The following is a 23,993-nucleotide window of genomic DNA, read 5'->3' as shown; positions in this document are numbered from 1 at the left end:
GGGTCGAGCCTCGCTTCGCTCGGTGGCAGGCCGGTGGTCGGCGCGCTTGCGCGGGGCGTGGGACGACAGCACCGGGATGGCACAGCGGCCCCGCTCATGAGGTGAGCGACCTCAAACGACCACCGCAAGCACTCCAACATCCGCCAACACCAAAACGCGCCGTGGTAGTTTTTAGCCGTAATCGTGGAGTGACTTCGGGTCGGGATCCACAACGCCCGCCGATGGCCGGCGGCCGGCCGGGAGCAAGGAACGCCGGGAGCCCCAAGGGCCTCCCGGCGGTAAGAACGGAGCAGAGCCAGCCCCCGCCCGCGCCGCCTGACCGGCATCCCGCGCCACGGCTCCCGACGCTGCGTCAGACATCCCCGGAAGGACACCGGGCAGCCCACCAGCCGGCCGCCCGGACGAGCACAAGGAGAGCGACCCCGTGAACCCGGACCGCGTTGCCCGCTGGGCCGCCCTGATCGGCGACACCGAGCTGGCCGCCCACCCCGACGACCCGGCCGCGCACCGCCGCGCCGTCATCGCGTGGCTGGAGAAGACCGGCCTTTCCCCGGACCTGGTCAACGACCCCAACCTGCCCGACGACCCCGTCACCCGCGCGCAGTGGGCCGCACACCGAGACGTCACGCCGGAACGGGTCAGCCAATGGCAGCGCGACGGCACGATCCCGCCCCCCGCCATCCGGCACGCCCCCGCCCGCGCCGGCGCGGGCCCGCGCGGCAACTTCCACATCCACTCCCTGGCCGTACTGGAGGCCAGCCCCGCCGCCATCCGGCCCGGCCCCACCCCACCCGACCCCGGCGTGTTCTCCCCCGGAGAACGCGTTGGCGTCTCCGAATTCGCCCGCCGCACCGGCCGGGACCGCTCCACCATCGCCCACGCCCTACGCACCCACGCCGACCGCGCGCCGCAACGCGACGACCGCAAGCACTACGACGCCCGCGAGCTGGCCGCGTTCGTCGCGGGCCTGCCGGGCCGCCGCGGACCCGGACGACGCAAGCGCGAGGCCGACGAGTAGTCCCACACCCCCCGAACTTCACCCAGGTCGGGGGTGCCCCCCCACCCAATAATGTGGTAGTATTTATTTGTAAGGAGGGCGCGGACGGACACCGCCCACCCCAACCGAAAGGATCCACGTGATCGAAAATCGCCAGGGCACAATGCTGGCCTTCGCCACCCGGATGGACGAGGCCAGGTGGTGCCTCTCCACCACCGAAATGGCCGCCCAGCTGGCCGGCGCGCTCTTCAAGCGCGCCGACTCTCTCCACATCGACCCCGATGTGCTGGTGATGGAGGCGGAGGGCTACTGGCAGCACATGAGCCAGCAGCGCTCCAATGAGGACAAAGACCGCGACTCCTTCATCCACCTGCGGCCCACCGTGGACGAGGAGCGCTGGCAGGCGCTAGACGACCTGCTGACGAACAAGACCCCCCAAGAGGGGGAGGTCACGTTTCCGTTGGCGGACTTTCTCGCCGACGTCATGTACTACTCCGAACTCGTCACCGGAGACGAACATGAACTCATCGAGGAAGGACGGAGCTTGGCGGGCCTGAGCAAATGACCGGCACCACCACCCCCGACCTCGCCACATACGACGTCGTCGTCGTGAACTCCTCGGCCGGCAAGGACTCGCAGGCGATGCTCGACTACGTCGCCGAACTCGCCCGAGCCGCCGACGTGATGGACCGGGTGACCGTGGTCCACAACGACCTCGGCGAGACCGACAGTGGTCTGTCGGTGGAATGGCCCGGGACCGCGGATCTCGCCCGAAAGCAGGCCGAGCACTACGGGTTCCCGCTGGTCGTCACCCGCCGCGAGAAGGGCGGTTTGTTCCAGCAGCTCCGCGAGGAGCGCAAGCGGTTCCCGTCCAGTGCGGCGCGCTGGTGCACCTCGGACCAGAAGACGTCGCAGGGCATGCGGGCTGTCACCGGACTGTGCGCCGCCTGGAGGGCTGAGCGCGGTCTGCGTCCAGCTGAGGGGCGTCCGGTGGAGGTGCTGTACTGCCTCGGCATCCGAGCCGAGGAGTCGACCGCCCGAAGCCTCAAGCCCGCCCTCGAGCCGGGCGCACCCGGATCGAGCGGGCGGCGTCGGATCACGCGGTGGATGCCGATCCATGCCTGGAGTGAGGAGGACGTCTGGGCGCGGATCCGCGAGTCGGGCGTCCCGTACCACCCGGCCTACGACGCCGGGATGACGCGACTGTCGTGCTCGCTGTGCGTGCTCGCCAGCCGCGACGACCTGGTGCGGGCCTGCCGGCTGCGTCCCGACCTGGCCCGCGAGTACGCGGACTTGGAGGTCGAGATCGGCCACCGGTTCCGTGCCGACATCAGCATCGCCGACCTGGTCAAGCAGACGACCACCGCCTGACCCGCAACCGAAGGTCCGCCCCCAACCGAACTGGGGGCGGACCCCTCAAGGAAACCACAAACAACTTCCGGAGAAACCGTGATCAGCAAGGTCCCACCCGCAGCTGTCGCCGCCGTCCTCCAGACCCTGTGCGACCTGTACCCCGACACCGACCCGCACCGCCACACCGGCGACTACGCAGCCCTCCAGGCCGACGCCGAAACCATCGCGGCCGCCGTGACGGCCGCACTACTCCACACTCACGCCAGCACGAACTAGACCATGAGCCGATCCCGGGACTCGGCACGGCGCTGCTGGACCACCTCGCGTGGTACCCGCAGCCCTGGCTGCGGAAGCGTGTCGGGCCCTGCCGGCCGACCGGCACGAGGCGGTGGCCGCCGTGGTGCGGAACCTGATCGGCAACTGACGATGACGCGGGGACGGCCCGCGCGGCGCGGGGTATGGCTACCGCGAGCGCCGCACGGGCCGTCCCCGGCACTGTAGCGGCCCCCAGCCCCCGTACAGACGCGAACGAGGAACCCTCGATGGAGACCCCCCGGCCGCCGGTCGCGGCGGCGCTGCGCGAAGCGATGGACGCGGCCGGGGTGGGCGTGCGCGAGCTGGCGCGGCGGGTGCACTGCGACCACGCCTACGTCTCGCGGGTCCTGCACGCCCGCCAGCAGCCCAGCGTCGACTTCCTGCGGATGGTCGACGCCGAGCTGGGCACCGATCTCGCCCCTGCTCCCCCGCAGCATGAGGGACGCGGCGACGGGGGCGGGGTGCGCGCCGAGACCGAGCACCTGCACGCCACGATCGCGCACCTGGTGGAGCTGGACGGCCGCTACGGCGGCGGCCCCATCGCTGAGACGGCCGTGCACGTCTGGCGGGCCGCGCAGTCCCGGCTGGACGCCACCGCCGTGGACGGCCCCGACGGCCGCGCCTACCTCGCCGCCGTCGCCGAACTCGCCGAGCTGGCCGGGTGGTTGTTGTTCGACGCCGACCGCGCGGACGAAGCGCGGCGCGCCACGCTGGAGGCGCACATGCTGGCCCGCCACGCCCGCGACACCTCCATGCAGCGGTTCGCCCTGACGAATCTGTCCATGCAGGACTTGGAGGTGGGGCGGGCGGGGGAGTCGCTGCGGATCGCGGATGAGCTGCTGGAGGAGCTGCACCTGCCGCCGCGGGTGGCGCTGCTGGCGCGCATCCGGCGCGGCCGGGCGCTGGCCGGCGCCGGAGACGAGGCGCGGGCGCTGGCCGACCTCGGCCGGGCGCGCGCCGACCTCGGTGACTCCATCACCACCTCGGATCCGGCCTGGACGTGGTGGGTGGACGACAACGAGGTCGCGGGCCACCAGGCGGAGGCGCTGCTGGTGCTCGGCGACGCCGACGGCGCGTTGGAGCGGCTGCAGCAGTGCGTCCGCACGGTGGGCACCCAGCGCGGCGAGGCGTTCTACCGGGTGCAGCTCGTGCGCGCGTTCGCGGGCGCGCGGGCGTGGCGGGAGTGTGAGGAGGCGCTGCTGGAGGTGCCGCCGCTGCTCGCCCAGGTCGCATCGGGGCGCATCCGCCGCCGGCTCCGCGACGCGCTGCGGCAGATCCGCCGGGACCGCGAGGCGCCCGGCTGGGTGCGTGACATCGCCGCCGACGTGGGTGGTGACCTGGGGATTGTCACCGGTCACCACTACCGGTCACCAGGAGCGACGTCGTAGCGTCACCGCATGGCTACCGCACACGCCGAAGTCTCAGACCTGCGGTTTTCGCCGCCGCCGCGCGCGGCCGGCCGTCTGCGCCGCTACGCTCCCGCGCCGCGCCCGGCCGAGACCGGCGCTCCCCGGATCCCCGACTACGCCGCTTGCGACATTACGGTGCACGCCGACGACATCGCGGCCCTGGACGCCGCGCTGGACGGCTACCAGCCCCCGGCCAGCGTCCGCGTCCGTACCCGCGGAGAAGGCGCGGCCGGGTGAGCGCCGGGACCGTCACCGTTGTCGAGGGCCAGGAGCTGGCCGAGCCCGGCGCGCTGGCGGTGACCGCCGTCCGTGAACCGGGCGACCGGCTGGTGGTCGAGGTGCGGTTCGGGGCCGGGGTGGTGGTCCGGCTGCCGCTCGGTGACCGGGAGTCGGTCGACGTCGCCCAGCGGATCGAGGCGGCGGGACAGCGGGCCGTGGACCTGCTCCGCCACCCGGACAAAGCGGCGGCGGTGGCGGCGTGCCGCCGGGCAGCCGACGAGCGCCAGGCCGACGAGGACCCGTCCCCGCCGGCTTGAGTGACTCCCGCCGCGCCATGTGGGGTGGGAGCAGTCCTGGTGATGCCGCTCCCACCCTGGGCTACTCCCCCGCTACCCGGCAGGCCGTGAGCGCCGCGCCGAGCAGCGGGCGGTGCGCCTCGTACAGCTCCCCGACCGGCGCCAGGTCCCGCGCGAGCTGGTCGAGGTCTCGGAGCGGCCACCAGCGGGCGTCGGCGGCGTCATCGCCCGCGGTCGCGGGCACGACGTCGCCCAGCCGGTACAGGGCGGCCGTCGTCGCCACCCACGCGTGATCGGTCGCGCGCCAGTCGTCCACGTAGCGCTGGTCGAGGATCACCGGTGCGACTGCGGTCAGGTCTACCCCGGTCTCCTCGTACAGCTCGCGGACGAGGGCGGCTGGCGCGGTCTCGCCGGGGTCGACCATCCCACCCGGCACCGCCCACTGCTGGACGTCGCGCCGCCGGATGAGCAGCACCCGCCGCGCATCGCCGGTCCCGGCCACCACGATCGGGTCGGCGGCCGCGTTCTCGCCCCATGAGCCGAGGTTGCGGCCGCTCCTACCGGTGCGGCCGGTGGGGTTGAGCGGCCAGCCGTCGGCGTCCAGGGCATAGGGCACCAGCGCGGAGCGCAGGCGCTCCGCCCAGTTCGGGACGTCCTGTGGGGTGGCGTAGGGCTGTGCCCAGCCGTCGGCGACGCTGGCGGGCAGCCCGGCCGGGCGCAGCTCCGGCGGGGTGATGTCCACCGGGGCGTAGCCGGGCCAGGGGATCTCCCACGAGCGCCGCTCGGCGGGGACGGGGGTGCCGGGGTGGTCGACGGGGGCGTAGGTGGTCGTGGTCATGCTGCTGCTCCCTCGGGTGTGGTGCCGGGCCTGTGGGGCCGCGCGGTCCCCCCGACCGCCCGCACACGGCGGGCGGCGGAGGCACCGACCGCGGATCAGGAGGCGTTGACCCGCTCCCGCTCGCGGCGGCGGGCGGCCCGCGAGGCGGCGTTGGCGACGGCCAGGAGCACGGCCGCGACGCCGGCGCCCAGGAGCGCGGCCGGCAGCGGCGCCGCCATGATGAGCGCCGACGGGATCATCCACGCCGTGTGCCACGCCTGGTCCATGTGCGCAGACCCGCCGAACCGGTCGTAGAAGCCGAGCTTCGCGGTCCACCGCTCGGTCGCCAGCACCAAGCCGCGCAGCGTTGCCCGCCGGTCCGCCCAGTAGTGCGAGACCGCGTTCACGCCGAGCCCGAGGGCCGCCGGGATCAGGGCGACGTCGGTCCCCGTCGCCACCGCGACCGCGGCGAGCATGAGTGCCTGGGCGACGGTCAGCGAGGCGACGTGCCGGGCGCAGGCCACACGCCCCTGGTGGGAGCATTCGCCCTTCGTCACGGCCTGGTGGTCGGACTGGAGCCAGTAGTCGCCAACGTGGTGACCGCCCCACAGGGCCAACGTGACGAGGGGGACGAGCGTCGGGTCGGCGTGCATCATGGGGGTAGCCCTTCGTTCTTCGAGGTTCGGGGGGTAGCGGGGGGCCGCCGAGCCGTGGAAAGTGAGGCGGCCCCCCGCGCTTTCTCGTCGGGGTGGTCAGCGGGTCCAGGGCAGCGCGAGGCTGTCACCGGCTTTACGCGGCACGATGTGGACGTGGAGGTGGTCGACGGTCTGTCCAGCGGCCGTGCCGACGTTCACGATCAGGTTGACGTCGTCGCCGGTCTCCCCGATCAGCTCCGCCGCACGGTAGACGGTGGCGGCGGTGACCTCCGGCCGCTCCGCCGCGTCCCGCACGTGGGTGCGCGGGATCACCAGCCAGTGCCCCGGCGTCACCGGGCCGAGCGGGACGATCGCGAGCGCGTCCGGCCACTCCTGGATGACCGTCGCGGGTTCGGCGGGGTCGCCCGCAGCGATCCGGCAAAACACGCACCCGACGGCGCTCACCGGTGCACCACGTCCTTGCCCAGGTCGCGGTGTACCAGCTCCACCTCGATGCCGCGGGCGCGCACCCGCTGCTGCAGCTCCGCACCTACGACCGCGGCGCGGTGTCGGCCTCCCGCGCACCCGACGGCGAGCCGTACCGGGGCGGTGACCGGCCCGGCGAGGTAGGCGGCCGTGGCCGCCTCCAGAGCGTCGACCAGTGCGGCGATGCCGGGGGTGGCCATCACCCGCTCGCGCACCTCGACGTCGTGTGCGGTGAGGTAGCGCATGCGGGGGTCGCGGTGCGGGTCACGGAAGTGGCGGCGGAGGTCGGCGACCAGGTGGGCGTCGGCGGGCGGGGTGTCGTGCAGGTAGCCGAACGTGGTGATCTCGACCTGGACCTGGGCCATGATGAGTTCCTTCCTTCGTGTGCTTCGGGGGTTGGGGCCGGGGGGCCGCCGCGCTTTGGTCGGTGAGGCGGCCCCCCGGCGTGGTGGCTGGCCGGACTACTTGTTGTGGAAGATCTGCTTGCCGCTGCCGAGGTGCACCGCACCGCTGAGGTGCTTGATGTGGGTGGTGGACGAGACCGCGATCACGCGGCCGTCGTCGTCGTAGGTGGTCGTGGTGACGGTCTCAGATCCATCAGCGTTGGTCGTGGTGGTCTTCTCGGTGTGGGCCATGAGGCGCTGCTCCTTCGCGTTCAGGCACGTTGTCCTGGTTGCATGGACGACGCTAGGCGGGGTGAGGCAGCTTGTCAAGGGAAACGCGACAACGTAGGGTTGTCTCATGATGGACAACCTTCTGACCAGCAAGGACATCGCGGGGCTGATCGGGGTGAAACTCGAGACCGTGCACCGCTACCGGGTGCGGGGCGACCTCCCCGAGCCGGACGGCCGCATGGGGAACTCGCCGGTGTGGCGGAAAGAGACCATCGACGCGTGGATCGCGAGCCGGCGCGGCCACGGCTGGCGCAAGGGCCAGACCGCCGGGGAGTAACCCCACGTCGATCCCGCTCCCGGTCGGCCGGGGCGGCCCGAGTCTCAGACAGGGCAGCCCCGGCTATCGGTGAGCACGTCGACGTCGGCGCGGACCGGCACACCTGATACGCCCACTACAGCCCGGAACCTCTATCTTTACGTTGTAAAGACATTCAGTTGCTGGCGTCAGGAGCGGTCGGCAGTCCGCGCTCACGGCGACTCCGAAGCCGGGCATCCTCCAGTGACTGGCGAACCAGCGCCAGGACGTCGGCCCGGTTGGGGGACTCCCCACCACCGCCCGCGGCCGCCGCCTTCGCGGCGGCGAACGCCGCCGCTTCTTCCTCGATCGCGGCCTGCTCCTCGGGGGTGAGCTGGTCGCCGCGGACCTCCTGGCCGTCGGTGTCGGTCCAGGTGTCACTCTCGGCGTCGTAGGCCCACTCCACCAGCGTCCCGTCCTCGATCCAGCGCAGCCGCTCCTCCACCACGCACTCGGCGCACCGGCCCGACCGCGTGCGGTCGCACTCCGGGTGCGTCTCGCACAGCGGCGGCCGAGCCGCCGGCACCGGCAGCAGCCGCCCGCCGAACTCGGGCTGGGCGACTTGGGCGAACCCCTCCGGATCGGCCAAGCGCGTCGCCAGGGCCCACTGCTTGCGGACGTTGTGCAGGCCACGCGAGGTGATCTCGCGGAGCCGCTGAGGCGTGATCCCCCGGTCGAGGGCGGACTGCGCGAGAGCCACCAGACGCCCCCTGTCGCCCTGAGGATCGGCCAGAGGGGCGGCGTGTGCCGTGTCGGCCAGCAGGCCGTCCACGATCATCTCGGCGACCGAGGACGGTGTCTGAGGCGGCACGGGCGGCGCGTCAGCGCCACCGGGCGCAGTGGCCGGCGGGTTCACCGCTGACGTCGAGTCCCATTCGTCCGTTCCGTCCGTCTCGTCAACGTGCGGTGACTCCTCCTGTGGTTGAGCACCTACGGACGGACGGAGATCCGGGTCAACTCGCCTGGGGTCACTAAGAGGAGGGTTAGGTGTTTCTGAAACACCGGGCGTGGTGTTTGAGAAACACCGGGCGTGGTGTTTGAGAAACACCGGGCTCTTCGAAGTGGTGTCCGCGCCATCGCTGGGCGGGGTCTCTGAGACATCGGGGCCGGTGTCTGAGAGACCCGGGTCACCGGCCGCCGCTGCGTCCTGAGCTGCGTGGAGCGATGGCTGCTGCTCCGCCCACTCGGCGTCGGACTGGCGCACGTCCTTGCGGCGCCGCTGGGGGGCGGACTTGCCCTTGTCGGACCGCTTCTTGCGCTCTCCGACCATCTCGGTGATGTCGGGGCGCGACTCTGCGGTGAGCGGGGGCCGACCCTTGTCGGAGCGCATTCGCTGCACGCGCTCCAGGTCCTCGGCCGAGTAAGCCGAGAGCGGGATCAGCAGCTCCAGGACCGCTGGCGGCTTGTCGCGGGAGTAGGAGACCCCGCCCTCATCGAGGATGCGGAATCGCTCATCCCCCTTGATGTTGCGGAGGACGCCGCCTGCCGCCAGGGTGTCGATGGCCTTCACGATCGCGCTCTTACTCACATCGCGAGCGTTGGCTGCGATGGTTTCGTAGCGCTGCCAGCAGTAGCAGCCGTCAGGGTCGACCGCCGTCGCGATCGCCTCAGCGACGACGTGCAGGACCGGGGTGGCCAGCGGCACGTCCCGGACCCACATGTAGGGCGAGAACTGGATGCCGTAGCGGTGGCGCGTACCAGCGCGCGGGGTCACGAGGTCACCTTTCCAGGCGACACGATCCCGGCCCACCGACCAAGCGCACCCATTGGGTACGATGGTCGCAAGCGATGGAGCGGTGGCCAGCCAGTGATCATGTCAGCCGCTTCGTTCGGCCGGGAGCTGCAACTCCCGGCCTTTTTCTTTTGGAGCCATCCTGCCGCATCACCGCGTGTCACCGCGTCATCGGCATGGCCACTTGTAATCGCAGAGCTACGGCGCCCAGTCGATGACCGCCGCGTCATCAGCCCGCTTGTAGCGCGGCCACCGGACAGCACGCGGATCCTGGGCCTCCAGGCGTCGCGTCTCCGTGATCAGGGCGCCGGGGCCGCGGGAAGCGATCAGGTCTAGAAGGTCGGGCCAGGACAGCGCGTCGAACGTGTCGACCAGTCGTGTCGCGCCGTCGGTCAGCAGGGCCACACGCCGCACGGAGGCGATCGGCCACGTGCGCGTGACGGCATGGTCAGCGACGTCGGGGTCAGCTTGGACGACCCAGTAGCCGCCGGCCCGGTTGCGAAGCTGCTGCTGGACGCGGACCAGATCGGCGACGCGTCGGTCTCGCTCCGGGCCGGCCGGGGCGGCCAGTGCGGCCTGACTCTCAGACCGGGCCGCATCGTCCACCCGGCTATCGCTGAGCACGTCCACCATGTTCTCCGTGGTCGCGACGACCACGGAGGAGTCCGCCACGACGAGCGCCTGGAGGTCGCCGCCGCACCGCCGTGCCATCGCGACCGTGGTCGATGGGGTGGCCGGGTGTGACAGGTCGCACGTGTCCTCATGCAGGGCAGCCACCTCACGGATGGCCGCAGCCAGAGCTTGCCGGAGGGTGACCTCCGGCTGTGAGGCATGAGTGAGCAGTCGTGGCCCGAGTTGGCGGACGAACCACGGAGTTCCGTGGCGGCAGGAGGTGCCCTCGGGGGCTGACAGGCCGTCAAGTACGACGACGGCGGTGTCGGTGGCGCCCGCCCAGTCCTCCATCGGCCGTGCCGGGTTTCCGGGAGCGGTGGCCATGGCGATCACGCGGCAGCTCCGCGGCGGTAGAGGGGGGTCACTCGCTCGCTGCTGGTGATCTGGAGAGGGTCGGTGGTGTATGTACAGCGGATCAACGTGGAGAACCGGCGGCGCCCTACTTCTCTGTAGAGGTCCGAGAGGTTGTGGGCCAGCCAGTGCGTGACTCCCGTGGCGCCCACGGCGTGAATACCGGCCAGGTAGACGAACGTGCCGCGCCCGTCCGGGCGCGGCAGTCGACCGAGGTAGGCGTAGTCCGCGCGCTCGCCGGTGTCCATCGGGGAGCGGTACGCGATCCCGGTGACCTGGTCCTGCAAGTACCACCCGGATTCGTCGCGATCGAACTTGATGTGCTGGTCGCTGGCGAGGATCTGCCCGATCATTGGCGACAGCCGAGGCCCGCAGATGACCACCAGGTTGTCGCGGTTGAGGTCGATCAGCCCCGGAGACGCCACGGTTTCGTATGACGCCTCCAGCTTCAGCTCGCGCGCGAGTCCCGAAAGGATGTCGAAAGCGGCCAGATCCTCCGTGGCCACGGCTGGCCCGGCTGGCCCGTGGTCTTTGGCCGCTTCCCGCTTCTCCCCGACCGCGATCGTGATCTTCGACGTGCCGAGGAAAGCCCGCTCCGGCGGCGGAGACGCCTTTATGAGCTTGCCGACCATCTGTCGGCTGATGTCCAGGTGCCGCCCGATCTCGGTCTGTTTCATGCCCAGAGCGATCAGCTCTTCGACACCTTCACGGCGGGCGCGCAGTAGCTCGGTGGTCACCTCTTGGAGATCAGTCACCACCTTGTGGGCGCGTTTCGACCGCTCTAGTGGGTCGCTGATCTCGGCAATCTCCTTAGCGAGGTCAGCGAACCGCTGCGTGAGTTCCATGGGTTCAGAGCCTTCCATTCCTAATGTCAACCCCCGTTGCACTGTACATGTGCAACGGGGGTTGCGAAACCCCCTGGGTCTGTCGTACTGTCGTCTCGCACACCGCAACCGGGGTTGCACTTCGATAGTAGCCACCGGTTGCTGAGTACCCGGTGTGAACTGCGCTTCCACCTTGCCGGTGGGGCGGCGCAGTAGCGCTGCTGGTCCCGCGTGCTTGACAACTCAACAGCGTGAGAACAAAAAGCCGCAGCTCAGCCCCCCTGTCGGGGGGTGAACGGGCGACGTCCCCTGCCAGTGTGGCCGGGGCTGCCGAGGGTGCCACCTCGGCCGGGGTCGCGCCGATGACTGCGCCACGAATACGTGACTCTCCGCGTCCGTGTGACGCCGGTGCGCATCCACCCCTCGGGGTGGTGCGTGGCCGGGGCTGCACGGCCCCCGAGCACCACCTGGTGCCCGGACAGCAGGAGGCCCCGCCCGGGGCGCATCCCGGGCGGGGCCGATCGGGTCCCCAACAGAGAGGAGACGACCCGATGATGAGCATTCTCTCTCGACCGACGGTCGAGGCGACGGAGGGCGTCCGGTTCCTGGACGACCTGGTCAGGGGCACTGACCCGGGCCTGTGGGTGTACGGCCCCCTGCCTGGTGAGGACCTGGAGGCCACCGTGACGCGGCGGGAGATCGCCCGCGGGCTGGCCGAGCTGGTCGCGGCCCGCTGGTCGACGGCCCGGCCGGCGGGCGCCCGGTGATGGAGACGCCCCTAGCGCTGGTGCTCGGAGCCCTGACGGGCTCCGTGCTCACCGCGCTGCTGCTGGGACACCTCACCGCCGCGCTGGCGGTGCTGCTGGTCGTCGGCACCGCCGCCTACGCCTGGTGGGGGCCGTGATGGTCGCCCCGTGGCCGTGGTGCGGCGAGTCCAAGCGGCTGGACCGCATGACCGACGAGGAGAGGGACGCGGCGAGAGATCGGATCCTCGCCGACCGCGAGGCGCGCGAGCAGGCGCGCCGCGAGAAGCACCAGGACGGAGACGAGAAATGACCCCTACTGAGGTGCTCGGTTACGGCGCCATCACCGTGATAACGCTGCTGGCCATCGGGCTGTGGCTGTTGTGCTGGCGGTGGTCGTGATGAGGAGAGACCTGGAGCACCTGGCCCGCGGCCGCGGCCGCACGGCCGCTACCGACCGGCAGGCGACCCGCGCACGGCTGGTCGCCGTCGACGAGGAGAACCGCGCGCTGCGCGCCGCCCTGGTCGCCGTGCAGCGCGAGCGCGACGCGGCTCTGGCCGAGCTGGCGGGCCTGCGTGAGCTGGTGGACTCGCTGCCCCGTGAGGGGTGGCGGGCGTGATGGAGCTGATCGCGGCGGCCCTGCCCGGCAGGGCCGCCGCTCGTGAGGAGCTGCTGGAAATCGAATCGGCCGGCCGCGTGCGGGCCGAGGAAGAGCTGGCCCGGGTGCGCGCGGTGCTGGAGGCCGTGGACCGTGAACGGCGCCGGCAGGCCGCCGAGCTGGATGCGGTCCGCGACGTCCTGGCCGAGGCCCGGGAGGAGAACCGCCGCCAGGCCGCGGGACGCGCCCGGGCCGAGGCCGAGCGCGACGCGCTGGCAGCCCGGCTGGACGCGGTGGTGACGGCGTGGACCGGCACCGCCCAAGAAGTGGCCGACCAGGCCAGGCGCGCCCACGGCGCGTCGTGGGCGTGTGTCGCCCTGCTGTACCGGCTCCACACGCTCGGCTGGGCACTGGCCCGCGCCGAGGCCGACCCCGCCACGGACAAGGACGAGCGCCGCCGCTACGCGGCGCTGCGCGCCGAGATCAGCGCGCGCATGAGCACCGCCCTGGCCAACCACCCCACCAGCGAGGAGCTGCTGGCGCCGCTGACCCGGCTGGCCGAACTGGACCCCGCCGACGACATCGCCACAACGAGAGAGGACAAGCAGTGAAGACCCTCAGGAAGAAGGAGGAGGCACCTCCGGCGGCGCCCGACGACGACCGTCAGGCCCGGGCCGACAGCGCCCTGGACGACTCCGCCCCGCCGGAGGCCCCCGAGGCGCCGGCGCAGCCGGAGCCCCGCACGGAGCGGTGGTGGTCCTGGTTGACCCCCTTCCGGCTCACGATCGGCGCGGCGGCAGTGCCCTCTGCGGTGGCACTGCCGTGGGCAGCCACAGCAGTGGCGGACACCGTTCCCGCCCACCCCGCGGTCGCGGTGACCGTCGGGGTTGTGTTCGACGTGATGCTGATCGGCACGGTCGTGCTGGCGTGGCTGGCTCCTGCGGTGCGCCGCGAGGCGCAGATCCTGGGCTGGGCGGTGGCCGCGCTGGCCTCCGCCGCGATCGCCCTTCACACCGGCGCCTCGACGGCGCTGCTGTTCGCTACGACGCCGCTGCTGTCCAAGGGGCTGTGGCACCTGGTGGTCCGCATGCGCGCCGCCGACGAGCAGGCCGAGCAGGAAGCGGCCGAGCGAGCGGAGAAGTCCCGCCGGGAGCAGGCCGCGCAGGACGCCGACGCGGCCAAGGCGGCGGCTGAGGAAGCGAAGCAGGCCGCGCAGGAGAAGGCGGCGGCCGCCCAGGCGGAGGCCGACGCCGACAACTCCGCCCTCACCGTCGAGCAGCGCCGCGAGATCGCCGATGTGTGGCGTGACGCGGCGTTCGCGCAGGCCATGGCCGAGGCCAAGGCGACGAAGGAGGAGGCACAGATTCTGGCCGCCAACCGGGTGGCGATGGCCAAGGACAGTGCGGAGGCGGAGCGGCTGCGGCTGCGCTACGAGCTGGCCGCCAAGGTCGGTGGGCGCCTGCCGATCCAGATGCTCGCGCAGATGATGCCGGGGCTGGCCGAGGTGACCGAGGTGCCCACCCGCAAGGACAGCGCCGCGGCCGCGCAGATCGAGGCCGGCAAGAAGACGCCGGACCCGGTGAGGGAGCGGGACCGGCGGATCGCGGCGACGGCCCAGCGCGGCCTCGACGCGATCGAGGACTGGCTGGACAGGCCCGACGACGAGGACGGCGACGGCGGAGGAGAGGGGGGTGACACCCCCCCTGTCACCCCCCCTGTCACCCCGTCCGGCCAGGCGATCCGCCCCGACACCGGGGAGGGTGACACGCTGCCCGCCGCCCCGGGTGACAGCGAGGGTGACACCCCGCCGGACTCCGAGGAGATCGGCCGCCTCAACGAGGCAAAGGTGCTCGCCGCGATCCAGAAGTACGGCCCCGCAGTCAGCACGAACCAGCTCGCCAGGCTGGTCGGGCTGTCGCGGACGACCGTGACCAAGCACCGCAGCGCGCTGGCCGAGGCCGGACATCTGGTGTACGCGCCCAAGCAGAACGCCTAACCACCAGGGGCGCCCGCTATAGCGGGCGCCCCGCCCCCACCGTCCGGTGGGTGACCAGACCGCCCCGCACACCCGGCGGGGCGGCCCGTTCACCACTCCGGACCCGCCCGCCCGAGGCGAGCGCCCCTCGGGGATCGGCCGAGCGCCGGTGACGCGCGGCACCCATGCCCGCGAGCCGGACGCCGGCCCCCCGAGACCGACGCCCAGGCGAGAAGGTCCACCCGATCCGATTCGAGGAGGCGCTATGTCCGCTCGCCCGGACCTGAACGGGTCCGGCACCATCCCCACCTACCGCTACGGCTGGGCTCCACCGACCCTGGCCACGCGCCGCCAGCTCCGCGCGCTCGGGTTGAGGCCCGGCGGGCAGGACCCGGTCGCGCAGCTCCTGTGGCGGCGCGGCCGCCGCCGAGCCGACCTGTACGAGATCGCCAAGGCCGCGAAGGTGCGGCCGATGACGCCCCGCCGGTGGCGCGCGGTCGCCCGCGCGCTGCTGGCCCGCCACACCTGCCGCACCTGCGGCGAGGTGTTCGAGCACTGCCTGCCGCGATCGACGGGCTGGACGTGCCCGCCGTGCGCGGAGCGCATCCCGGCCGACCCCGAGTGGGAGGTGGCTGCGTGATCCGGCACATCCCCGCCGTGCGGCGCACCGTTGAAGAGACCGCGCAGGGCGAGGCGTGGGTGCACCGGGCCGTCTGCCCGTGCGGGCACGCCGGCCCCGGCCGGTGGACCCAGCGGGAGGCCGAGGCTGACGCCCGTGCCCACCGCGACGAGGCCCGCGCGACCCCGACCGACGCCGGGCTGGTCCAGCCCGCTCTGTTCTGACTGACCTGTACGGGGGCGGCCCGCATCCGCCAAGAGGTGGCCGCCCCCGCTCCCCGAGAGGAGATCCCAGCATGCACCACCCCGACCCGACGCCGCTGCCGCCCGGCCGGCACCGGCGCGACCAGGCCCAGCGCGCGCTGGCCCGCACCATCCCCCCGGCCACCGCCCCGCGCGCGGCCGCCTGACCAGCAAGGACGCAACTCAAGATGTTTGGTTTCTTCGCGATCTGCAGCTTCGGTGCGGCGTACTGGCTGGACAAGAAGCTCAAGATGAAGTTCTGGGGCGGCATGATCCCCTTGGTGGTGGGTCTCGCCGGGTCCATGCTGCTCTACCGGTCCGCGCTGTCCCAGACCATGGTCGGCTGGGCAAATTCGGTGGTCGAGCCGATGGCCAACCAGTTCGGCTCCATGATCGGTGAGCCGCTGCCGATGGCCGCGGTCTACGGCGTGCTGTGCATCGGCGGCGCCGCAGTCACCGTCATGGACCTGCTCAAGGATCACCGTTACAACCCGCTGGCCATCACGGCCCTCATCGTGACTCCGGTCGCGGCGCACGGGTCGGCCGGAGGGTTCCTGCCAGCCGTGATCGACGCCGTGCACATGTTCGGCGCGGGCATTGTCGCCACCTTCGTCGGTGGCGCGATCGGCGGCGGATGAGCACCCGGAGGGGGGCCGCCCCGTGGCGGCCCCCCTCCCGTTCCCACGTGATCGTGATGGAGAGGAGCAGCGATGGCACGTCAGACCAAGAGGCGGCACTTGAGCGTGGTGCCCGCCCCCGGCGCCGAGGACGCGCCGCACACCCCCACCGGCATGACGGAGCCGAAGCGCGCCCAGGCGCCGCTGGAGCCCACCGCCGTCTACGCCAGCGAGGCCGCCACGACCCGCACGGCCGCAGGCGCCGCTGAGCGAGCCCGCCACGTGCTGGCCACCGGCCACACCTACGCCGTGCTGGCGTGGCTGCACTACTGGAACGTGGCCATGGGCTACGTCATGGACCCCGACCTACGCACTGAGATGGTCGACCAGGCCGAGCGCGACCTGGACCACAAGCGCGTCGCCGCCGCGAAGCGCGCGCGCCGCGCCCTGAGCCCGGAGGACAAAAGGGCTGCTCAGCGGGAGATCCAGCGGCTGGAGCGCCGCTGCGTCTCCGAACTCGAAGTCGACGCCCGCACACTCGGCGCCCGGTCCGGGCGGCTGCTGCGCAAGCTCGCGCTGCCGGCCGCCGTCGTCGTCGGCCCGGTGCTCATGGCCGCCAACGGGATGTGGATCGGGGTGCTGATCTGGCCGGCGGCGTGGGGATGGCTGGCCGTGCAGGGCCGCGCCCACGCCATCGCCGAGGGCACCACGACCGCCACCGAACTGCCCCCCACGGCCGTGGCCGACGCGCCCCGCCCGCCCGCCGTGACCGGCGCCCCCGCGAACCCCGCCACGGCGGCCGGGGCCGCGCAGGCCACCCGGGTGCTCGGGGCGACGCCGGAGGAGAACGTGATCCTGGAGCGGCTGGCGGACTGGACGGCCCAGGCCAAGAGCCGCGGGCTGGCCGGGCTCACCCCGGGTGCGCCCACCCTGGACGAGGCCGGGCTGTGCGTGGTGCTCACCCTGGACGGCAAATGGGACCCGGGCCGGGTCCGGGGCGCGGTCGGGCAGATCCGCGCCGCTTTGGCCGTCCCGGCCGAGGCGGGCGTGCAGATCACCCCCGGCGCCCGGGGGGACGAGGCCGTGCTGCGGATCCGCACCCGCACTCCCGCCCTGGACACCTCCTGGTACGAGGGCCGCGAGGGTATCGGGATCGTGCCAGAGACCGGCCGCATCGCGGAGGTGTCCCCCTACGGCCACCGCCTGGTGGCCGGCACAACCGGGGCCGGGAAGTCCACGGCGATGCGGCCGTGGATGGCCCGCGTCGCCATGAACCCCCTGGCGGCGTTGGTGTTCATCGACCCCAAAGGCCAGGAGTGTCCGCTGTGGGAGCACTGCGCCCGCACCGTCAAAGGGGTGGGCGCGGCCGGTCAGCAGCGGGTCTACCTGGCCATCTCCGAGGTGGCGCTGGAGCTGGAGTGGCGCCAGGAGCACGCCGGCGGCACCGACTGGACGCCCACCGAGGAGCACCCCGAGCTGGTGCTCGTCGTGGACGAGGGCGCCTCGATCGTCCGCATGTCCAAGACCAAGTCGTACAAGGACGTGCTGGACAAGCTGGAGTACATCGCCGCTCAGGGGCGCGCGGGCCGGATATGGCTGCACTGGGCCACCCAGTACCCGACCAAGAGCGAGGGGATCCCCGCGCTGGTCACGGAGAACATCACCACCCGTCTGTCCCTGCGCACCGAATCGCCCACGGCGGACCGGGTGGTTTTCGGGGAGAACGCCACCGCCACCGGGTGGACCCCCTCAGAGCTGGAGATCCCCGGCTGGGCGATGATCCGCACCGGCCCCAAGGACGCCCCCCCGGACCACACCCGGCTGTGGCACATGACCGACGAGCAGGTGCGGGCACTGCCCGCGCGGGCAGCCTGGCACCACGCAGGCGCGCCCTCTGAGGCGGGCGAGGACCTGGACGACGGGGAGATGCCCGAGGTGCTGGCCGCCGCCCTGGAGCTGTCGGAGGGACAGCCCGGGGTGCGCGGGCACGACATCGCCGGCCACCTCGGCTGGGACCTGATCGACGTCCAAACCGAGCTGCTGGCGCTCGAAGTCCGCGCGGGCCGCTACTCCGACGACGGGCGTCAGGTCCGCGGCTACCCGAGGGAAGACCTCGAAGCCGCCGCTGCCAACTACGGAATGTGACTAGGCGGGGTGTCTAGTGGGGGCGTCTACCAGCGCCGACCCTAGACACCCCGCTAGACACCCGGGAACCCCCGCCGATCTTGGGATTCCGGCGAATAGACACCCTAGACACCCTCGCGAGCCCCACCCCCAACAGGGGGAGTTTTCCCAGCTCGCGGAGGTGACTGCGGTGGGGGCGTCTAGACAGACACCCCCACCGTTGCGAACACGAAGCGTAATTAGCGAATGGAGAAACCATGCTGTTGCCCCGCGTCACCGAGCAGGCCGTCACCGAACTTCTGAACAAGCACTTCGGTACCCGCCCGGACCTGGTGGAGGCGATCACCGCGGACCCCGCCTTCGGGGACTTGGTCGACTGGCTGAACCGCGAGTACGACAGCGATCTGGTGGACATCTCTGATGCCCTGTGGGGCGTCGCCACCGAAATGGACGCTGGCCTGGCCGACTGGGTGGCGACCCGCGCCGACCAGCCCGCGGTCTGGCTGATCTCCCGCACCCGATCCTGACCGGCCGGCGCCTCTGCCGCCCCACACCCCGGCGTGCGGGGCGGTGGGGGGACCGCCCGGTCCACACCGACCCCAGAAGGGACCCACATGACGGAACTGCCGCTAGACGCCCCATCCATCGACCCCGAGACCGGCTACCCCCGCCGGATCGACCAGGAGTCCACCGCCGACTGGGTCTATGAGGAGGGGCGACTGCCCAGTGCGTCGGCCGCATCCTCCAGGTCGCCGGATACGTGATCGGCGACGACGTCGGCGACCACCCCGAGGGCGCGATCATCGCCGGGATCGGCCGCCGCCTCACCACTCCGGAGAAGTTCGAGGAGGTCGCCTGGATGAGCGCGGAGAAGCTGCACGCCGCGCAGATGCAGTGGCGCGCCGAGTGGGCGCGCGGATTCCAATCCTGGTTGCGGTACTCGGCGCCGGCTGACCGTCGCGACCCGACAGCGGTCGTGGACGGCCGCTGGCCGCTCATCCCCCCGGCCGACGACCCCGCGCCAACCTCCATGTGAGACCCGCCGCCCCGGTTCAGCGGGGCGGCAGCGAAACCCCGGCCCGCCGACCGGCGGCCCGGAGACACGACGAGCCCCGACCGATGCTGTCCAGGCTGGCGGTCGGGGCTCTTCCCAGAAAAGGGCGAGCCCATGCTACGCATGCTGACCGCTATCCGTCGCGCCGTGCAGGCCCAGGAGAGGTGTACGTACTGCACTAGCCCGGCCCTGACCTACGTCCCTGGCGTGGGCGGCATCCCCACGCCAGTGTGTGGCTACCACGCCACCAACCGCCCGTAGCCGCGACCTTGCCCCTGCCCCCGGCCGAAGCCGGGGGCTTCTTTCGTTTAGGAGCCCGGCGACCGCTTTGGGGAGTACCGAGCCTCTAGTGCTACTGAAACAAGTTCGCTTCGAGACGAAGCTCCGAACTTCTCCACTAGTTCGTCAAGCACAGCGATCTCTCGCTGTGTTGCTTGGAAGCTCCAGAGCTTCCGTGTCTGGCCGCGAGTAGCTCGCGGATGCCGCCTCCGAGCAGGGAACAGCGAGTCCTTCGGACGTCGGGGACCGCTCCGCCTCTGAACGAGAAGTTTCTCCAACTGGCCACGTCGATGGACGTGGTCGATCGCATCGAGAGCGATGTCGACGTTGAGCTTTCCCTTCTTACGCCGCATCTGGGTGATGGCCCGAGCGGTCTCGGGGAGGAGGTAGATGCCGACGGAGAACGCGTCATCCTCCGCGGCTCCTTCACTCACCTCCCAGTCGTCATCGAAGCCGTCTTCGAAAGACGGCACAGGGTCGGGATCGTGGAGCGGAGCAGTCGGCTGCACTACTCCAGGACTTGGCTCTGAGGGCTCGGCGCGTTTAGGGAGCTTGTGAAAGCCTTCCTTGGCTTCTTGGGCACCTGAGGTGCCGAACATGTTCGAGAGATCTTCGGCCATTTACTACCTCGCTGTCTCTTCGGCGGCGGTGATGATGTCGATCATCTCCACGCACACGTTGCTGTAGTCAGAGGAGACATTGGTCGCCGTCGACGGAACCCGTTTGATGTCTTTTCCATCTGCCCTGTCCTTGAGCGCCTTCCACCATGCGGGCTGCTCTGCGGCTAGGGCCTCCAGTTCATGTGCCAGCTTTCCGTCATTTCGGGCTTCTTGAGCGAGCGCCTCTGAATAACCAATGAAGGCCCGAAACGCCGGGGAGTTACCCCCGAACGCTCGTTCGATCTTCCGGTACGCTTTGGCGTGGATTGCCTTGGCGCCCCGGCCTGTGGCGAAGAGCACCGCGCCCATCAGGCGGAGGTGTGGGTTGACCTGGCGTGCCTCGACAAACCGTTGCGCGACACGTTCCATGCCGCCGATGCTGGCGGCATCGGTCCTGGTAGGAATCATCAGCCACCTGGATGTCGCGAGCGCCAGGTCCAGCATGGTCAAGTTCTCGGGTGGGGTGTCGATAAAAATCAGATCGAACTCCCCTGCGATAGGCAATAGTGCATTCCTCAAGGCGAGGTTGGCTTTCGCGCCTTGAGTTGACTTGTTGCTGATGATATTGAATGGCAGATTTGCCAAGTGATTGCCGCCCGGAATAATGTACAGATTTTCCCGGCCGGGAACCTTCCTTGGTGCCAGGGCGTCTCCGAACATCACCGCCTTGGCGAGGTTGGCTCCCTGGTCGTTGATGTCGCTGTCTTTGCACCCAAGGTCATAAACCGCGTTTCCCTGATTGTTCAGGTCAACTATAAGGACCTTGAAGCCATTGAATGAGAATTGGGCTGCGCAGTTGGTCGTGCACGAGGTCTTGCCGACGCCCCCCTTGTCGTTGGCCCAACATATGATTCGGGCTACCCCTTGATGCGTTCGATCCGTCTCCGGAGCGGCAGTCATCACAGCGCTTCCGCCTTCCTGCCCGCGTACGAGCGTGGTTGCCTGCGCGGCATCCTGCCACACCTCGGCCCTACGATCGACGTCCACATGCTCTCCTTCCCGGAACATCGACGGGGTTGCAAATCTGCGTCTCCACCTGCCCCCGCCAACGTTCGATCGGTCCATCATGTGGTCCTTCCTTCGGTCCCTCTAATGCTTTAGAACGTGTTCTACTTCTTCGCCGAGGTGGAAGGAGGTCCCTGCTCCGGTCTCTGGAAGAAGGTTTTCGTCGCCTTGACGACACCTATTTGGCTCTGAGGTGCATCCTGGTGGGCGCACCCCCCGTTCGCTTCCCCTTACTCTCGCCAACGGCCGTCCGCGCCTCAGCGGCCACCTGAGAGCTTCGATCCTCTGATGCCCTTGTGGGTTTGATGCTCAGGTGGGATCGCTCGCCGACGCGCCACGTGCCGCAAGGCCGCTTGACTTACGCTGACGGCTGCGGTGAGGGCGAGTCGGCAACCCCTCGGCGAAGTCGTGAACACGGTCGGCCAGCGTCACTCAACTCGCCATATCATCCCGTATGGCGAGTTGAAAACCGGCACATCTCGGCGGGCGTCGGGGATCGCTGGCATCATCACGACGATCACCAACGAGCGGAGGTCCCCCGGTGCCTGCTCCCCGGCCACGTCTGCTGCCCGCCGAACCGCCGCTCCTGCCCCCCGACTCGTCGGCGCGGGACGCGCCCGGAAAAGCGAAGTCGGTGTGGGGCGGGATGTGGTGGCGACTCGGAACCGCACTGCTGGGGCTGGGCGTGCTGGCGCTCCTGGTGCTGATCGACGCGGTGGTGCCGGAGCAGAATGCACTGCGGCCCGACGGGGTGGGGCTGTGCCTGGTGGTCGTCGGCGCCGGAATGGTACTCCTGGTCGAGCACCTCCGGGAGATCTCGCGTCGCCTGAGCGACCACGCGCGGGGAGAGCCGCTGCGGCTGCGGCCGTAGTCAGCCGCCCCGGGGCCGCCACCGTCCAACAGTCGATGCTTCCGTCCCTTGTGGTCATGGCGGGTTTTCGATGTCAAGGCCGTGGGGGACGTCCCAGCCCGGGGGTGGTGGCTAGGATCGGGGCCATGCCGACCCCCGCCCGCCGTCCACGTGTTGCTGGCGGTGCGCGGTGAGCGCTGGCGAGATCGTCCCGGCCGCTGCCGGGGCGCCGGTGTGGCAGCCGGGCGTGGACCTGGCGGCGCTGGAGACCGCCGAGGCGATGCGCGCAGCCGCGGACGCGATCATCGCAGCCTCCACCCGCCCCAATACCGCCGCCGCGTTCGCCCAGGACTGGCGGCACTGGACGCGGTTCTGCGTCCTGACCGGCGCGGACCCGCTGGAGGTGTCCGCCGACGCGTTGGTCGTTTTCGCCGGGTGGCTCGCGCGTGAACCCGGCGACGGCCGCTATGCCGCGCCCGCCACGATCGAGCGGCGGATCACCGGCGTGCTGCACCACTGGCGTCACGCGGGCCGGACCGTCCCGGCCCGTACCAGCGTGCGGGCCCGTCAGGAGGTACGCCGCTACGCCCAGCGGCTCGCCGAGCAAGGGATCCCGGTCGGCCGCGGCCAGGCCCCGTTCCTGACGGTCGCGCAGCTGCGCGCGATCTGCTCGGCGTGCCCGCCGGGCGCGACGGGGGCCCGCGACCGCGCCCTGGTGCTCATCGGTTTCGGGATCGCCGCCCGCCGTAGCGAGCTGGCCGGCCTGGACGCCGATGACATCGCACTCGCCCGGGACGAGGCCGGCGAACTCCTTGGCCTGCGGGTGAGAGTGCGCACGTCGAAGACCGGGCAGGGGCGGCAGGTCGCGATCGCGCGCGGGTCCTCGGCGCTGACCTGTCCGGCCCGGGCGTGGCAGGACTGGCAGCGCATCGGCCAGGTCGACGCTGGGCCCGCGTTCCGCCGCGTCACCCGCCACGACGCCGTTCAGCGCGCCGGGTTGTCCCCGGCGTCGGCGGGGGAGGTCGTGCGCCGGGCCGGGGAACGGGCCGGGGTGCCGGAGCTGTCCGGGCACAGCCTGCGCGCGGGCTTGGCCACCGCCGCGCGGCTGGCCGGCCATGACATCGTCGCGATCGCGCGCATCGGCGGGTGGAGTCCGGGCTCCAAGGAGCTGATGCGCTACTTGCGCATCGCTGATGAGTGGTCCCACGCCGACAACGCCACCATCGGCATCGGCCTCTAGCAGCCCGAGTCAGAAGGGCGAGTCGGTGGCGTCCGCCGTCCTGGGGTAAGCCGCACCCGGTGCGGGCGCGGCCAACGCCGGCGCGGCCGGTGGTTCAGGGCAGACCGGCCGCTCCGGCGTCCGGACCAGGTGTTCACGAGGGGCGGTGCAGGACGGGCAGGTCGGCGTGCGGGTGCTCCTCGTGCCTCGACGCCGGCTGCGCTCCACGCACGGCCCAGCTCTTTCGCCCTCTACGCTGGTCCGTCGGCGCGGTCCTGCCAGATCTCGTGCTCCTTCAGCGCTGTCTCGCGTGTGGCGCCGAAGGCTTTGCTCAGGTCGGCCATCAGGTGCATCAGCACCAGGTGGTCGTCCTCGGTGAGCAGGTGCTTGCCCCACTCCGGAAGGGTTTCGCGCATCGCCTCACGCAGGGCGGCACGGTCGCCGTGATGCGCGTTGCCGAGCTCGGCGACCTTCTCGGCGAGCAGGTGGCAGTCCTCGGCGGTGCGCAGGGCGAATATCCAGATGAGTTTCCAGGCCATTGCGGCCTGGCGGGCCGCGGCCGGCCGCTCGTCTTCGGGCAGGGCCAGCCACTCCTGCTCGGTCGGCACGGCCGCTCCCATCTGGGGGAGGTCGAGTTCGAGGTAGTCCGCCATGGGTTCGTGGCGCGTTCGCCGCTCCGCGTTCTGGCGGGCGTCGGTGACGGCCTGCGGGGAGACGCCGAGCTCCTCGGCGACCGCCCGGTAGGAGCCGAGGATCCGCTGGCCTTCCTCGATGGCCGCGGCCCGCCGGTTCGCGCTCGACGCGCGCTGGCGGATCTGACGCTCTTCCTCACGGCGGATCGTCCTGATCCAGTCGGTCATGGTGCGCCCTTTCTCGGTCGTGGTCGACGAACCATATTCAAGCCTAGGCTTGAAATTCTGTCAAGCCTAGGCT

At 71.2% G+C, this 23,993-nt stretch carries 34 protein-coding genes; 23 read left to right on the top strand and 11 right to left on the bottom strand.

Going from position 1 to position 23,993, the window contains the following annotated elements; genetic code table 11:
* Nucleotides 1-424: 424 nt before the first annotated feature.
* The 7 genes from ACFQRF_RS27065 (at nt 425) to ACFQRF_RS27035 (ending at nt 4,610) form a co-directional block, all read left to right on the top strand.
* A complete protein-coding gene (locus ACFQRF_RS27065; RefSeq protein ID WP_379874235.1) occupies nt 425-1,018 on the top strand; it encodes a hypothetical protein in 594 nt (197 codons plus the stop codon).
* Nucleotides 1,019-1,136: 118 nt separating this feature from the next.
* Nucleotides 1,137-1,562, top strand: a complete 426-nt coding sequence (locus tag ACFQRF_RS27060; RefSeq protein ID WP_379874234.1) for a hypothetical protein — start codon at nt 1,137-1,139, stop codon at nt 1,560-1,562.
* Nucleotides 1,559-2,368 carry a phosphoadenosine phosphosulfate reductase family protein gene (locus tag ACFQRF_RS27055; protein ID WP_379874232.1) on the top strand — a complete coding sequence of 270 codons (810 nt, stop codon included), beginning with the start codon at nt 1,559-1,561 and terminating at the stop codon, nt 2,366-2,368. The genes ACFQRF_RS27060 and ACFQRF_RS27055 overlap by 4 nt, the downstream gene beginning before the upstream one ends.
* A gap of 78 nt (nt 2,369-2,446) precedes the next feature.
* A complete protein-coding gene (locus ACFQRF_RS27050) occupies nt 2,447-2,626 on the top strand; it encodes a hypothetical protein (RefSeq protein ID WP_379874231.1) in 180 nt (59 codons plus the stop codon).
* Between the two features lie 266 nt (nt 2,627-2,892).
* On the top strand, nt 2,893-4,053 hold the full coding sequence (locus ACFQRF_RS27045) for a helix-turn-helix domain-containing protein (RefSeq protein WP_379874229.1): 1,161 nt from the start codon (nt 2,893-2,895) through the stop codon (nt 4,051-4,053).
* Nucleotides 4,054-4,062: 9 nt separating this feature from the next.
* Nucleotides 4,063-4,311, top strand: a complete 249-nt coding sequence (locus ACFQRF_RS27040; protein ID WP_379874228.1) for a hypothetical protein — start codon at nt 4,063-4,065, stop codon at nt 4,309-4,311.
* Nucleotides 4,308-4,610, top strand: coding sequence for a hypothetical protein (locus ACFQRF_RS27035; protein ID WP_379874226.1), 303 nt, complete (start codon nt 4,308-4,310; stop codon nt 4,608-4,610). Before ACFQRF_RS27040 ends, ACFQRF_RS27035 begins: the two co-directional genes overlap by 4 nt.
* Before the next feature lie 61 nt (nt 4,611-4,671).
* On the opposite strand, the gene ACFQRF_RS27030 is transcribed toward ACFQRF_RS27035, so the two are convergent.
* The 5 genes from ACFQRF_RS27030 to ACFQRF_RS27010 form a co-directional block, all read right to left on the bottom strand.
* A complete protein-coding gene (locus ACFQRF_RS27030) occupies nt 4,672-5,427 on the bottom strand; it encodes an NUDIX domain-containing protein (RefSeq protein WP_379874225.1) in 756 nt (251 codons plus the stop codon).
* Between the two features lie 95 nt (nt 5,428-5,522).
* Entirely contained in the window at nt 5,523-6,062 is a 540-nt protein-coding gene (locus ACFQRF_RS27025) for a hypothetical protein (protein WP_379874223.1), read from the bottom strand.
* A 96-nt stretch (nt 6,063-6,158) separates the two neighbouring features.
* Nucleotides 6,159-6,506 (bottom strand): HIT family protein, encoded by a 348-nt coding sequence (locus ACFQRF_RS27020; RefSeq protein ID WP_379874222.1) that lies wholly within the window; start codon nt 6,504-6,506, stop codon nt 6,159-6,161.
* The gene (locus ACFQRF_RS27015) at nt 6,503-6,892 is read right to left on the bottom strand and encodes a RapZ C-terminal domain-containing protein (RefSeq protein WP_379874220.1); all 390 of its coding nucleotides are present in this window, start codon (nt 6,890-6,892) and stop codon (nt 6,503-6,505) included. Before ACFQRF_RS27015 ends, ACFQRF_RS27020 begins: the two co-directional genes overlap by 4 nt.
* A gap of 96 nt (nt 6,893-6,988) precedes the next feature.
* Nucleotides 6,989-7,162 (bottom strand): hypothetical protein, encoded by a 174-nt coding sequence (locus tag ACFQRF_RS27010; RefSeq protein WP_379874219.1) that lies wholly within the window; start codon nt 7,160-7,162, stop codon nt 6,989-6,991.
* Nucleotides 7,163-7,268: 106 nt separating this feature from the next.
* Between ACFQRF_RS27010 and ACFQRF_RS27005 the strand changes: the two genes are divergently transcribed.
* Nucleotides 7,269-7,478 carry a helix-turn-helix transcriptional regulator gene (locus ACFQRF_RS27005; protein WP_379874217.1) on the top strand — a complete coding sequence of 70 codons (210 nt, stop codon included), beginning with the start codon at nt 7,269-7,271 and terminating at the stop codon, nt 7,476-7,478.
* A 154-nt stretch (nt 7,479-7,632) separates the two neighbouring features.
* Here ACFQRF_RS27005 and ACFQRF_RS27000 read toward each other — a convergent pair whose 3' ends face one another.
* The 3 genes from ACFQRF_RS27000 to ACFQRF_RS26990 all read right to left on the bottom strand — a co-directional run bounded on the left by ACFQRF_RS27000 (nt 7,633) and on the right by ACFQRF_RS26990 (nt 11,096).
* Nucleotides 7,633-9,210, bottom strand: a complete 1,578-nt coding sequence (locus tag ACFQRF_RS27000; RefSeq protein WP_379874216.1) for a hypothetical protein — start codon at nt 9,208-9,210, stop codon at nt 7,633-7,635.
* A gap of 216 nt (nt 9,211-9,426) precedes the next feature.
* Complete coding sequence (locus ACFQRF_RS26995; protein ID WP_379874238.1) at nt 9,427-10,224, bottom strand: protein phosphatase 2C domain-containing protein; 798 nt, start codon at nt 10,222-10,224, stop codon at nt 9,427-9,429.
* 5 nt (nt 10,225-10,229) lie between these two features.
* The gene (locus ACFQRF_RS26990; RefSeq protein ID WP_379874214.1) at nt 10,230-11,096 is read right to left on the bottom strand and encodes a hypothetical protein; all 867 of its coding nucleotides are present in this window, start codon (nt 11,094-11,096) and stop codon (nt 10,230-10,232) included.
* Nucleotides 11,097-11,626: 530 nt separating this feature from the next.
* Between ACFQRF_RS26990 and ACFQRF_RS26985 the strand changes: the two genes are divergently transcribed.
* The 13 genes from ACFQRF_RS26985 (at nt 11,627) to ACFQRF_RS26925 (ending at nt 19,030) form a co-directional block, all read left to right on the top strand.
* Nucleotides 11,627-11,842, top strand: coding sequence for a hypothetical protein (locus ACFQRF_RS26985; RefSeq protein ID WP_379874213.1), 216 nt, complete (start codon nt 11,627-11,629; stop codon nt 11,840-11,842).
* Entirely contained in the window at nt 11,842-11,979 is a 138-nt protein-coding gene (locus ACFQRF_RS26980) for a hypothetical protein (RefSeq protein ID WP_379874211.1), read from the top strand. The genes ACFQRF_RS26985 and ACFQRF_RS26980 overlap by 1 nt, the downstream gene beginning before the upstream one ends.
* Nucleotides 11,976-12,131: a hypothetical protein gene (locus ACFQRF_RS26975; RefSeq protein WP_379874210.1), complete on the top strand. Its 156-nt coding sequence runs from the start codon at nt 11,976-11,978 to the stop codon at nt 12,129-12,131. The genes ACFQRF_RS26980 and ACFQRF_RS26975 overlap by 4 nt, the downstream gene beginning before the upstream one ends.
* 88 nt (nt 12,132-12,219) lie before the next feature.
* Nucleotides 12,220-12,438, top strand: a complete 219-nt coding sequence (locus tag ACFQRF_RS26970) for a hypothetical protein (protein ID WP_379874208.1) — start codon at nt 12,220-12,222, stop codon at nt 12,436-12,438.
* Entirely contained in the window at nt 12,435-13,028 is a 594-nt protein-coding gene (locus ACFQRF_RS26965; RefSeq protein ID WP_379874207.1) for a hypothetical protein, read from the top strand. Before ACFQRF_RS26970 ends, ACFQRF_RS26965 begins: the two co-directional genes overlap by 4 nt.
* Nucleotides 13,025-14,413 (top strand): winged helix-turn-helix domain-containing protein, encoded by a 1,389-nt coding sequence (locus ACFQRF_RS26960; RefSeq protein WP_379874205.1) that lies wholly within the window; start codon nt 13,025-13,027, stop codon nt 14,411-14,413. Before ACFQRF_RS26965 ends, ACFQRF_RS26960 begins: the two co-directional genes overlap by 4 nt.
* Before the next feature lie 244 nt (nt 14,414-14,657).
* Nucleotides 14,658-15,032: an RRQRL motif-containing zinc-binding protein gene (locus ACFQRF_RS26955; protein WP_379874204.1), complete on the top strand. Its 375-nt coding sequence runs from the start codon at nt 14,658-14,660 to the stop codon at nt 15,030-15,032.
* Entirely contained in the window at nt 15,029-15,235 is a 207-nt protein-coding gene (locus ACFQRF_RS26950) for a hypothetical protein (protein WP_379874202.1), read from the top strand. The genes ACFQRF_RS26955 and ACFQRF_RS26950 overlap by 4 nt, the downstream gene beginning before the upstream one ends.
* A gap of 206 nt (nt 15,236-15,441) precedes the next feature.
* Complete coding sequence (locus tag ACFQRF_RS26945; protein ID WP_379874201.1) at nt 15,442-15,891, top strand: hypothetical protein; 450 nt, start codon at nt 15,442-15,444, stop codon at nt 15,889-15,891.
* 72 nt (nt 15,892-15,963) lie between these two features.
* A complete protein-coding gene (locus tag ACFQRF_RS26940) occupies nt 15,964-18,015 on the top strand; it encodes an FtsK/SpoIIIE domain-containing protein (protein ID WP_379874200.1) in 2,052 nt (683 codons plus the stop codon).
* Between the two features lie 236 nt (nt 18,016-18,251).
* The gene (locus ACFQRF_RS26935) at nt 18,252-18,521 is read left to right on the top strand and encodes a hypothetical protein (protein WP_379874198.1); all 270 of its coding nucleotides are present in this window, start codon (nt 18,252-18,254) and stop codon (nt 18,519-18,521) included.
* 87 nt (nt 18,522-18,608) lie between these two features.
* Nucleotides 18,609-18,758 carry a hypothetical protein gene (locus ACFQRF_RS26930; RefSeq protein ID WP_379874197.1) on the top strand — a complete coding sequence of 50 codons (150 nt, stop codon included), beginning with the start codon at nt 18,609-18,611 and terminating at the stop codon, nt 18,756-18,758.
* Entirely contained in the window at nt 18,755-19,030 is a 276-nt protein-coding gene (locus ACFQRF_RS26925) for a 3'-5' exonuclease family protein (RefSeq protein WP_379874195.1), read from the top strand. Before ACFQRF_RS26930 ends, ACFQRF_RS26925 begins: the two co-directional genes overlap by 4 nt.
* Nucleotides 19,031-19,356: 326 nt before the next feature.
* Here ACFQRF_RS26925 and ACFQRF_RS26920 read toward each other — a convergent pair whose 3' ends face one another.
* On the bottom strand, nt 19,357-19,947 hold the full coding sequence (locus ACFQRF_RS26920) for a hypothetical protein (RefSeq protein ID WP_379874194.1): 591 nt from the start codon (nt 19,945-19,947) through the stop codon (nt 19,357-19,359).
* 3 nt (nt 19,948-19,950) lie between these two features.
* A complete protein-coding gene (locus ACFQRF_RS26915) occupies nt 19,951-20,973 on the bottom strand; it encodes a ParA family protein (RefSeq protein WP_379874192.1) in 1,023 nt (340 codons plus the stop codon).
* 559 nt (nt 20,974-21,532) lie between these two features.
* Here ACFQRF_RS26915 and ACFQRF_RS26910 point away from each other — a divergent pair.
* Both ACFQRF_RS26910 and ACFQRF_RS26905 read left to right on the top strand, forming a co-directional pair.
* Entirely contained in the window at nt 21,533-21,862 is a 330-nt protein-coding gene (locus ACFQRF_RS26910; RefSeq protein WP_379874191.1) for a hypothetical protein, read from the top strand.
* A 169-nt stretch (nt 21,863-22,031) separates the two neighbouring features.
* Nucleotides 22,032-23,081, top strand: coding sequence for a tyrosine-type recombinase/integrase (locus ACFQRF_RS26905; protein WP_379874189.1), 1,050 nt, complete (start codon nt 22,032-22,034; stop codon nt 23,079-23,081).
* 230 nt (nt 23,082-23,311) lie between these two features.
* On the opposite strand, the gene ACFQRF_RS26900 is transcribed toward ACFQRF_RS26905, so the two are convergent.
* Nucleotides 23,312-23,920 carry a hypothetical protein gene (locus tag ACFQRF_RS26900; protein WP_379874188.1) on the bottom strand — a complete coding sequence of 203 codons (609 nt, stop codon included), beginning with the start codon at nt 23,918-23,920 and terminating at the stop codon, nt 23,312-23,314.
* Between the last annotated feature and the right edge of the window lie 73 nt (nt 23,921-23,993).

This window comes from Marinactinospora rubrisoli (genome assembly GCF_042664915.1).
GTDB lineage: Bacteria > Actinomycetota > Actinomycetes > Streptosporangiales > Streptosporangiaceae > Marinitenerispora > Marinitenerispora rubrisoli.
This window is presented reverse-complemented; position numbering and strand designations above follow the sequence as displayed.

Bases quoted from the DNA above. Each gene is read 5' to 3' on its own strand.
- ACFQRF_RS27055 (WP_379874232.1), top strand. From the start codon at position 1,559: ATGACCGGCACCACCACCCCCGACCTCGCCACATACGACGTCGTCGTC.
- ACFQRF_RS27045 (WP_379874229.1), top strand. From the start codon at position 2,893: ATGGAGACCCCCCGGCCGCCGGTCGCGGCGGCGCTGCGCGAAGCGATG.
- ACFQRF_RS27040 (WP_379874228.1), top strand. From the start codon at position 4,063: ATGGCTACCGCACACGCCGAAGTCTCAGACCTGCGGTTTTCGCCGCCG.
- ACFQRF_RS27030 (WP_379874225.1), bottom strand. From the start codon at position 5,427: ATGACCACGACCACCTACGCCCCCGTCGACCACCCCGGCACCCCCGTC.
- ACFQRF_RS27025 (WP_379874223.1), bottom strand. From the start codon at position 6,062: ATGATGCACGCCGACCCGACGCTCGTCCCCCTCGTCACGTTGGCCCTG.
- ACFQRF_RS27015 (WP_379874220.1), bottom strand. From the start codon at position 6,892: ATGGCCCAGGTCCAGGTCGAGATCACCACGTTCGGCTACCTGCACGAC.
- ACFQRF_RS27010 (WP_379874219.1), bottom strand. From the start codon at position 7,162: ATGGCCCACACCGAGAAGACCACCACGACCAACGCTGATGGATCTGAG.
- ACFQRF_RS27005 (WP_379874217.1), top strand. From the start codon at position 7,269: ATGATGGACAACCTTCTGACCAGCAAGGACATCGCGGGGCTGATCGGG.
- ACFQRF_RS26995 (WP_379874238.1), bottom strand. From the start codon at position 10,224: ATGGCCACCGCTCCCGGAAACCCGGCACGGCCGATGGAGGACTGGGCG.
- ACFQRF_RS26990 (WP_379874214.1), bottom strand. From the start codon at position 11,096: ATGGAACTCACGCAGCGGTTCGCTGACCTCGCTAAGGAGATTGCCGAG.
- ACFQRF_RS26985 (WP_379874213.1), top strand. From the start codon at position 11,627: ATGATGAGCATTCTCTCTCGACCGACGGTCGAGGCGACGGAGGGCGTC.
- ACFQRF_RS26980 (WP_379874211.1), top strand. From the start codon at position 11,842: ATGGAGACGCCCCTAGCGCTGGTGCTCGGAGCCCTGACGGGCTCCGTG.
- ACFQRF_RS26970 (WP_379874208.1), top strand. From the start codon at position 12,220: ATGAGGAGAGACCTGGAGCACCTGGCCCGCGGCCGCGGCCGCACGGCC.
- ACFQRF_RS26955 (WP_379874204.1), top strand. From the start codon at position 14,658: ATGTCCGCTCGCCCGGACCTGAACGGGTCCGGCACCATCCCCACCTAC.
- ACFQRF_RS26945 (WP_379874201.1), top strand. From the start codon at position 15,442: ATGTTTGGTTTCTTCGCGATCTGCAGCTTCGGTGCGGCGTACTGGCTG.
- ACFQRF_RS26940 (WP_379874200.1), top strand. From the start codon at position 15,964: ATGGCACGTCAGACCAAGAGGCGGCACTTGAGCGTGGTGCCCGCCCCC.
- ACFQRF_RS26935 (WP_379874198.1), top strand. From the start codon at position 18,252: ATGCTGTTGCCCCGCGTCACCGAGCAGGCCGTCACCGAACTTCTGAAC.
- ACFQRF_RS26930 (WP_379874197.1), top strand. From the start codon at position 18,609: ATGACGGAACTGCCGCTAGACGCCCCATCCATCGACCCCGAGACCGGC.
- ACFQRF_RS26920 (WP_379874194.1), bottom strand. From the start codon at position 19,947: ATGGCCGAAGATCTCTCGAACATGTTCGGCACCTCAGGTGCCCAAGAA.
- ACFQRF_RS26900 (WP_379874188.1), bottom strand. From the start codon at position 23,920: ATGACCGACTGGATCAGGACGATCCGCCGTGAGGAAGAGCGTCAGATC.